The organism is Vibrio aestuarianus (genome assembly GCF_012395185.1).
Classification (GTDB): Bacteria; Pseudomonadota; Gammaproteobacteria; order Enterobacterales; family Vibrionaceae; genus Vibrio; species Vibrio aestuarianus.
This window is the reverse complement of record NZ_JAAZTU010000070.1, coordinates 1-5,999: the sequence shown is the minus strand read 5'-3', so window position 1 is coordinate 5,999 and position 5,999 is coordinate 1. Positions and strand designations below refer to the sequence as shown.

6 protein-coding genes and 5 tRNA genes are annotated in these 5,999 nt (G+C 41.3%); 3 read left to right on the top strand and 8 right to left on the bottom strand.

From position 1 onward, the window contains the following. From HGG78_RS18310 to HGG78_RS18290, 5 genes are all read right to left on the bottom strand, one after another. Nucleotides 1-128: GTP-binding protein (locus HGG78_RS18310; RefSeq protein WP_238336750.1), on the bottom strand; the 128-nt coding region annotated here is incomplete at its 3' end. Nucleotides 129-229: 101 nt separating this feature from the next. Next, nucleotides 230-305: transfer RNA gene (locus HGG78_RS18305), tRNA-Thr, on the bottom strand. Between the two features lie 12 nt (nt 306-317). Then, nucleotides 318-392, bottom strand: a tRNA-Gly gene (locus HGG78_RS18300). 34 nt (nt 393-426) lie between these two features. Next, nucleotides 427-511 (bottom strand) — tRNA-Tyr (locus HGG78_RS18295). Nucleotides 512-546: 35 nt separating this feature from the next. Beyond that, nucleotides 547-622: transfer RNA gene (locus tag HGG78_RS18290), tRNA-Thr, on the bottom strand. Between the two features lie 214 nt (nt 623-836). Between HGG78_RS18290 and coaA the strand changes: the two genes are divergently transcribed. After that, nucleotides 837-1,760, top strand: coding sequence for a type I pantothenate kinase (gene coaA / locus HGG78_RS18285; protein ID WP_053309849.1), 924 nt, complete (start codon nt 837-839; stop codon nt 1,758-1,760). 17 nt (nt 1,761-1,777) lie between these two features. Here coaA and birA read toward each other — a convergent pair whose 3' ends face one another. Both birA and murB read right to left on the bottom strand, forming a co-directional pair. Further along, a complete protein-coding gene (gene birA / locus HGG78_RS18280; protein WP_053309846.1) occupies nt 1,778-2,740 on the bottom strand; it encodes a bifunctional biotin--[acetyl-CoA-carboxylase] ligase/biotin operon repressor BirA in 963 nt (320 codons plus the stop codon). Beyond that, nucleotides 2,737-3,783, bottom strand: a complete 1,047-nt coding sequence (gene murB, locus HGG78_RS18275) for a UDP-N-acetylmuramate dehydrogenase (protein WP_172533761.1) — start codon at nt 3,781-3,783, stop codon at nt 2,737-2,739. Before murB ends, birA begins: the two co-directional genes overlap by 4 nt. An 8-nt stretch (nt 3,784-3,791) precedes the next feature. Here murB and HGG78_RS18270 point away from each other — a divergent pair, with 8 nt between their 5' ends. Together HGG78_RS18270 and pssA are read left to right on the top strand one after the other, a co-directional pair. After that, complete coding sequence (locus HGG78_RS18270) at nt 3,792-4,301, top strand: GNAT family N-acetyltransferase (protein ID WP_172533760.1); 510 nt, start codon at nt 3,792-3,794, stop codon at nt 4,299-4,301. A gap of 71 nt (nt 4,302-4,372) precedes the next feature. Next, entirely contained in the window at nt 4,373-5,713 is a 1,341-nt protein-coding gene (gene pssA, locus HGG78_RS18265) for a CDP-diacylglycerol--serine O-phosphatidyltransferase (protein WP_172533759.1), read from the top strand. A 189-nt stretch (nt 5,714-5,902) separates the two neighbouring features. Here pssA and HGG78_RS18260 read toward each other — a convergent pair. Continuing rightward, nucleotides 5,903-5,979: transfer RNA gene (locus HGG78_RS18260), tRNA-Asp, on the bottom strand. Between the last annotated feature and the right edge of the window lie 20 nt (nt 5,980-5,999).

Below are 5,999 nucleotides of genomic sequence, written 5' to 3'. Positions count from 1 at the left end.
ACACCACCGTACACTTTTGCAAGTGTAGTACAGATAGCAGCAGTTAGAGTTGTTTTACCGTGGTCAACGTGGCCGATAGTACCAACGTTTACGTGCGGTTTCGTACGTTCAAATTTTGCTTTAGACATGAGTTGTCCCTCTAGGTACGGATTTAGGTGGCTTTGATGACCACGCAACCAAAATTATTGGTAAGAAGTATATATCAAAAGGAAATTATTGCTTAGAGAGCTGGTGCTGATACCCAGATTTGAACTGGGGACCTCACCCTTACCAAGGGTGCGCTCTACCGACTGAGCTATATCAGCACTCAAAATGGTTGGAGCGGGCAGCGGGAATCGAACCCGCATCATCAGCTTGGAAGGCTGAGGTAATAGCCATTATACGATGCCCGCACACGTAACTCTGAGAGCTATTTCCTTAAGAATATGGTGGAGGGGGACGGATTCGAACCATCGAAGGCAGTGCCGGCAGATTTACAGTCTGCTCCCTTTGGCCACTCGGGAACCCCTCCAAATTTTTCGCCACTCCTCCTCAAATAAGGAAGAATGGTGCCGACTACCGGAATCGAACTGGTGACCTACTGATTACAAGTCAGTTGCTCTACCTACTGAGCTAAGTCGGCATAAGTGGGGCGCATTCTATTGAATGATGTTCTAGCTTGCAAGACCAAATTTAAAAAAAAATCTATTTTTCTGTAATTTTCGCTTATTCGTTGCTTTTTCGGACTAATTGCGTTTTCTAGCTCAATTCTCTCACTTTAGAAGTTTGCATTCTTTTCGCCTTGAGGTATGTTTCATCCTCTTAATTTCTCTCTTATTTTCATTGCCGAGTATTCTATGGGTCCTTACATCTCTTTTGATCGCCATCAATGGGCGGAGTTACGCAACTCTGTACCGATGACTTTATCTGAAGCCGATCTAAAGGAACTGCAAGGGATTAATGAAAATCTGACGATGAAAGAAACCGAAGAAATCTACTTACCTTTGGCTCGTTTACTCAACCTATATGTCGTAGCAAGACAGAGCCGAAACACGGTTCTTCACCAGTTTATTGGTAACACGGACATTGCTCCGCCATTTGTGATTGGTATTGCTGGCAGCGTTGCTGTAGGAAAAAGTACGACAGCTCGCCTATTAAAAGCTCTACTTTCACGATGGGAAAACCACCCTAAAGTTGAATTGATCACCACCGATGGCTTTTTATTTCCTAATCAAGTATTGAATGAAAAAGGAATAATGCAACGAAAGGGCTTTCCTGAATCCTATGATATGAAACGCCTCGTGCAGTTTGTTTCGGATGTTAAAGCAGGAAAGCGTCATGTTTCAGCACCAGTCTACTCACATCTTACTTATGACATTACAAGTGAAGAAAAAGTAGTAGATAGGCCTGACATTCTGATCATTGAAGGCTTGAATGTCCTTCAGAGCGGTATGGATTATCCCCATGACCCTCATCGCGTGTTTATTTCAGATTTCTTAGACTTTTCTCTTTATGTTGATGCTGATAGCGAACAGATTGAAAAATGGTACGTGGAACGATTTATGAAATTTCGTCATGGTGCGTTCAAAAAATCTGGTTCTTACTTCAGTCACTATACAAAACTATCAGAGCAAGAAGCGCGGGAAAAAGCACAAAGTATCTGGCATTCCATCAATGGTAAAAACCTGCAAAGCAATATTCTACCGACAAAAGAACGTGCCCAGCTTATTTTACGCAAAGGGGTAAATCATACCGTTGAAGAGATATTGTTGCGAAAGTAATGGATTTACAGATACATCTATTCAGCCTTACGTAATGAGATCTCACCACCAATATAGCTTTGTAAGCCATTTTCAGTTTGAAGTAAAACTGCACCGTGCTCACTAATTCCATGCACTGTTCCATAGATTTCTCGCGGACCGATGATCAACTTAACTTTACGACCGATGAAGTTATCAAGACGATTCCAGCGCGGCACAAAATCTTTCATACCGTTCATTTCATAATCACGTAGAGCGTGGTCCAGAGATTGAATAAACGCAATTGTGAGCTGATTCCGATCAATATTGGCACGATCGGTGACTTGTGACAGGCTAGCCCAAGGTTGATCAATTGATGATTCATTTTCCGGCATAAAAATGTTCATCCCCATGCCAATAACTAAATGCGCTGCTGCTCCAGCCTGACCAGTCAATTCAACCAAAATTCCAGCAAGCTTTCTATCTTGAAAATAGAGATCATTTGGCCATTTCAGCTTAACTCCGTCAAACCCTAGGCGTTCTAAAGCCTCAACAATGGCAACCCCAACCACCAAACTAAGTCCCATGGCTGCAGCCATTCCAGCCTCTAACCTCCAATACATTGAAATATAAAGATTACTACCAAAAGGAGAGATCCATTGGCGACCACGACGGCCACGACCATTAGCTTGATACTCGGCTAAGCACACGCTCCCCGATGGCAAACTATCAATTTTTTCGAGTAAATACTGGTTAGTCGAATCAATGATAGGAAAGAGTTTGACAGGGTTATCGACCGCTTCTTGAATAACGTCTTCGTTGAGTAAGCTCAGAGGTTGAGCAAGTTGATACCCCTTACCCTGCACACGAAAAACATCAATACCCCATTCTTGGATGCCCTGCATGTGCTTGCTAATAGCAGCACGAGAGATGCCAAGTTCAGCACCTAAGGACTCTCCTGAGCAGAAATCACCCTTGGCTAAATGTTTTAACAAAGATAATTTAACGCTATGATCTTTCAATCTTGCTTCTCCATAATTTGCTGTAGCGTTGTTTCTTTCTTATTGTCTAAAAATCGGACTTCATGCTCTAAATAGATAGAATATTTACTGTAAACCGTCTTACAAATTTTCGAAGCAAGTTGAATAACATCTTCCGCGGTTGCATCACCACTGTTGACAATAACAAGAGCTTGTTTTGGATGCACTTGAGCCCCTCCAACACGAACACCTTTTAGCCCACACTGATCAATCAACCAACCCGCAGCAATTTTTCTACCGCCATTAACCGGGTAAGAAACTATATCAGGATAACGCTGTAATAATACTTCCCATAGACTTAGACTAATAATAGGATTCTTAAAAAAGCTGCCAGCATTACCAAGTATTCGGGGATCAGGTAATTTAGCTTGGCGCGTTGCACATATACACTGATATATATCCAACAATGTGCAAGATTCGGCATTAAGATCCTGTAACGGTCCATAATTCAGAGTGGGTTGCCAATTTTTCTGAAGTATTAATCCAATCGCAACCACAATAGCTTTGCCATATAGCTGATGTTTAAAAATAGAGTCTCGATAACCAAACAAGCACTCTTGGGCTGTCAGACGTTTAACGGTAAATGACTCTAAACATAGATAATCAACGTAATGACAAACATCTTGGAACTCTACACCATAAGCTCCGATATTTTGGATCGGGGCAGAACCAGCACACCCGGGAATCAAGGCTAAATTTTCAAGACCTGCGATATTTTGTTTCACCGTCCACTCGACAAGTGAAGGCCAATCTTCCCCGCCAGAAATATGTAAATAGTGGTAATTTTCATCCTGCGTATGCTGCAAACCTTTCATTTGGTTGCTTAATACCACGCCTTGAAACTCACTGGTAAAGAGTACGTTACTTCCCTTACCAAGCATAAGTTTGGGTAAATTTTGCCATTGCGGGCTCTGATAAACTTCAATCAAATCTTGTACTGATTCAATTTCAACTAGGAAGTGGCATGACTGCTCAATAGCAAAAGTATGGTGGTCTTTGAGATTAGCGTTGGGATGTAATTGCATGGCATTCTATGAATAAATTAAACTCGCTTCATTCTACAACAGATAGCTATATGAAGCAGAAAGAAATGACTGAACTACACTTTGAAGTCCTTCCCCCAATCAAACTCCCCTTGATCAAACGGATCTATAAAGATCACTATCCTTCAGCAAAAGCAAAGAAAGATGAGCTGTGTATTGTGGGGACTATCAACGACGCCATCTGCACTGTGGTCAGATTTAGAAGCATTGAACAATATCGATTATTAACTGGCATGCTTGTTGTTCCTGTGCATAGAGGGCAAGGAGTTGGCTCACAGTTGCTCGGCTATTGTGAATCTCACATTCTGACCTCACAAGACTATTGTTTTGCCTATAGCCATCTAGAAAGTTTTTATTGTGCGCACGGTTTTAGGACTTTAGCGCCAAATGAAATACCACAAAGCCTCATGCAGCTTCTAGAGCGCTATTTACGTAGTGGCAAAGATCTCATTCCTATGCGATACATGGGAAAAGCTAGTGAGAATAATCAGCTTCTCTAGCAATTCATCACTCTAATTTGATACTATCTAGAGTTCGCAATTTTGCAAATAAGTAAGGTATATCATCCAATATGATTGCTCATAGAAATCCATTCGAACACCTGCCAACTATTGCACAATCGCCAGATCAATTTGAGGTTTTATTTTCCGCCAAAGAATTTAAGAATCACTTGATTGAGTCGATCCGTCAGGCAAGTAAGCGGATTTATCTTGTGGCTCTTTATTTAGAAGATGACGAAGCAGGCAGAGAAGTTTTCAACGAACTTTATCAAGCCAAGCAAAGAAATCCAGGCTTAGACATTGTAATTTGCGTTGATTGGCACAGAGCTCAGCGTGGCCTCATTGGCGCTGATGCATCTGAAGGGAATGCTTCAATGTACAAAGAGTTGGCCCAAAAGCATGAGCATGCAATCCCAGTTTACGGCATCCCCGTCAGAGGTAGAGAGGTTTTTGGTGTTTTACACCTCAAAGGTTTCATCATTGACGATCAAGTAATTTACAGTGGTGCTAGTCTCAATAACGTTTATCTGCATCAGCAAGAGCGCTATCGATTCGACCGTTACCATACTATCGATAATGAAACACTGGCAGACTCAATGGTGAAATTCATTCACCAAACAATGATCAGCCATCCAGCTGTCAATGACTTAGCCTGTACATCAAAACCAAAAACAAAAGATATTAAAGCCGACATCCGTCAATTTCGCGCAACTTTGGCTTTAGCAAACTATGAATTTGAAACACAAACGATAAGTGCAAAGCAAGTTGCTTTAACGCCATTGGTTGGCATTGGCAAACGTAGAAATAAGCTCAATCACCATATTAATCATTTGATAGCTCAAGCCAAAGATGAAGTTTTTATCTGTACTCCATATTTTAATTTCCCCAAAAGTGTTGCTAAGGAAGTCAAAAGAGCATTAAAAAGAGGAGTAAAAGTTCATATCGTGGTCGGTGATAAAACAGCCAACGACTTCTATATCTCTCCTGAGCAAGATTTTAAAACTATTGGTGGATTGCCTTATTTATACGAAATAAATCTGCGTCGTTTTGCCAAAGCCAATGAAGCCAATATCGCTAGCCGAAACCTTTCTATTCATCTTTGGAAGCATGATGAAAATAGCTTTCACCTGAAAGGGATATGGGTAGATAAACGCTATATGCTAATTACAGGCAATAACTTAAATCCAAGGGCTTGGAAGTTAGATCTAGAAAATGCGATTCTTATCCAAGATCACTACCATCATCTTACTGAAAAATTTGATCGTGAAATCGAAAACATCCTTAAGCACACTCAATTAGTCTGTACTTACAAGCAATTAGAAAAAATTGAGGATTACCCTAATTCAGTGCAAAAGCTATTACGAAAAGTCACCAGAGTTAAAGCAGATAAAGTACTTAAACAAATTCTATAATACCCAACTCTCGATAGCAAAAGCCGATCACATACTGTATCGGCTTTTTCATACTCATTTTTTAGTGCTGTGCACATCTGTCGCTGTAGTAATCAAGAAATGAGAAGAGAGGCTCTAGTAGGAAAAGAGTATAGTTTAATGCCCCAGACGCAAAAAAAACCAGCATTGCTGCTGAGGTTTCTAATAAAGTGGCGGAGCGGACGGGACTCGAACCCGCGACCCCCGGCGTGACAGGCCGGTATTCTAACCAACTGAACTACCGCTCCGCTGCGTGTCTGGTTAGACA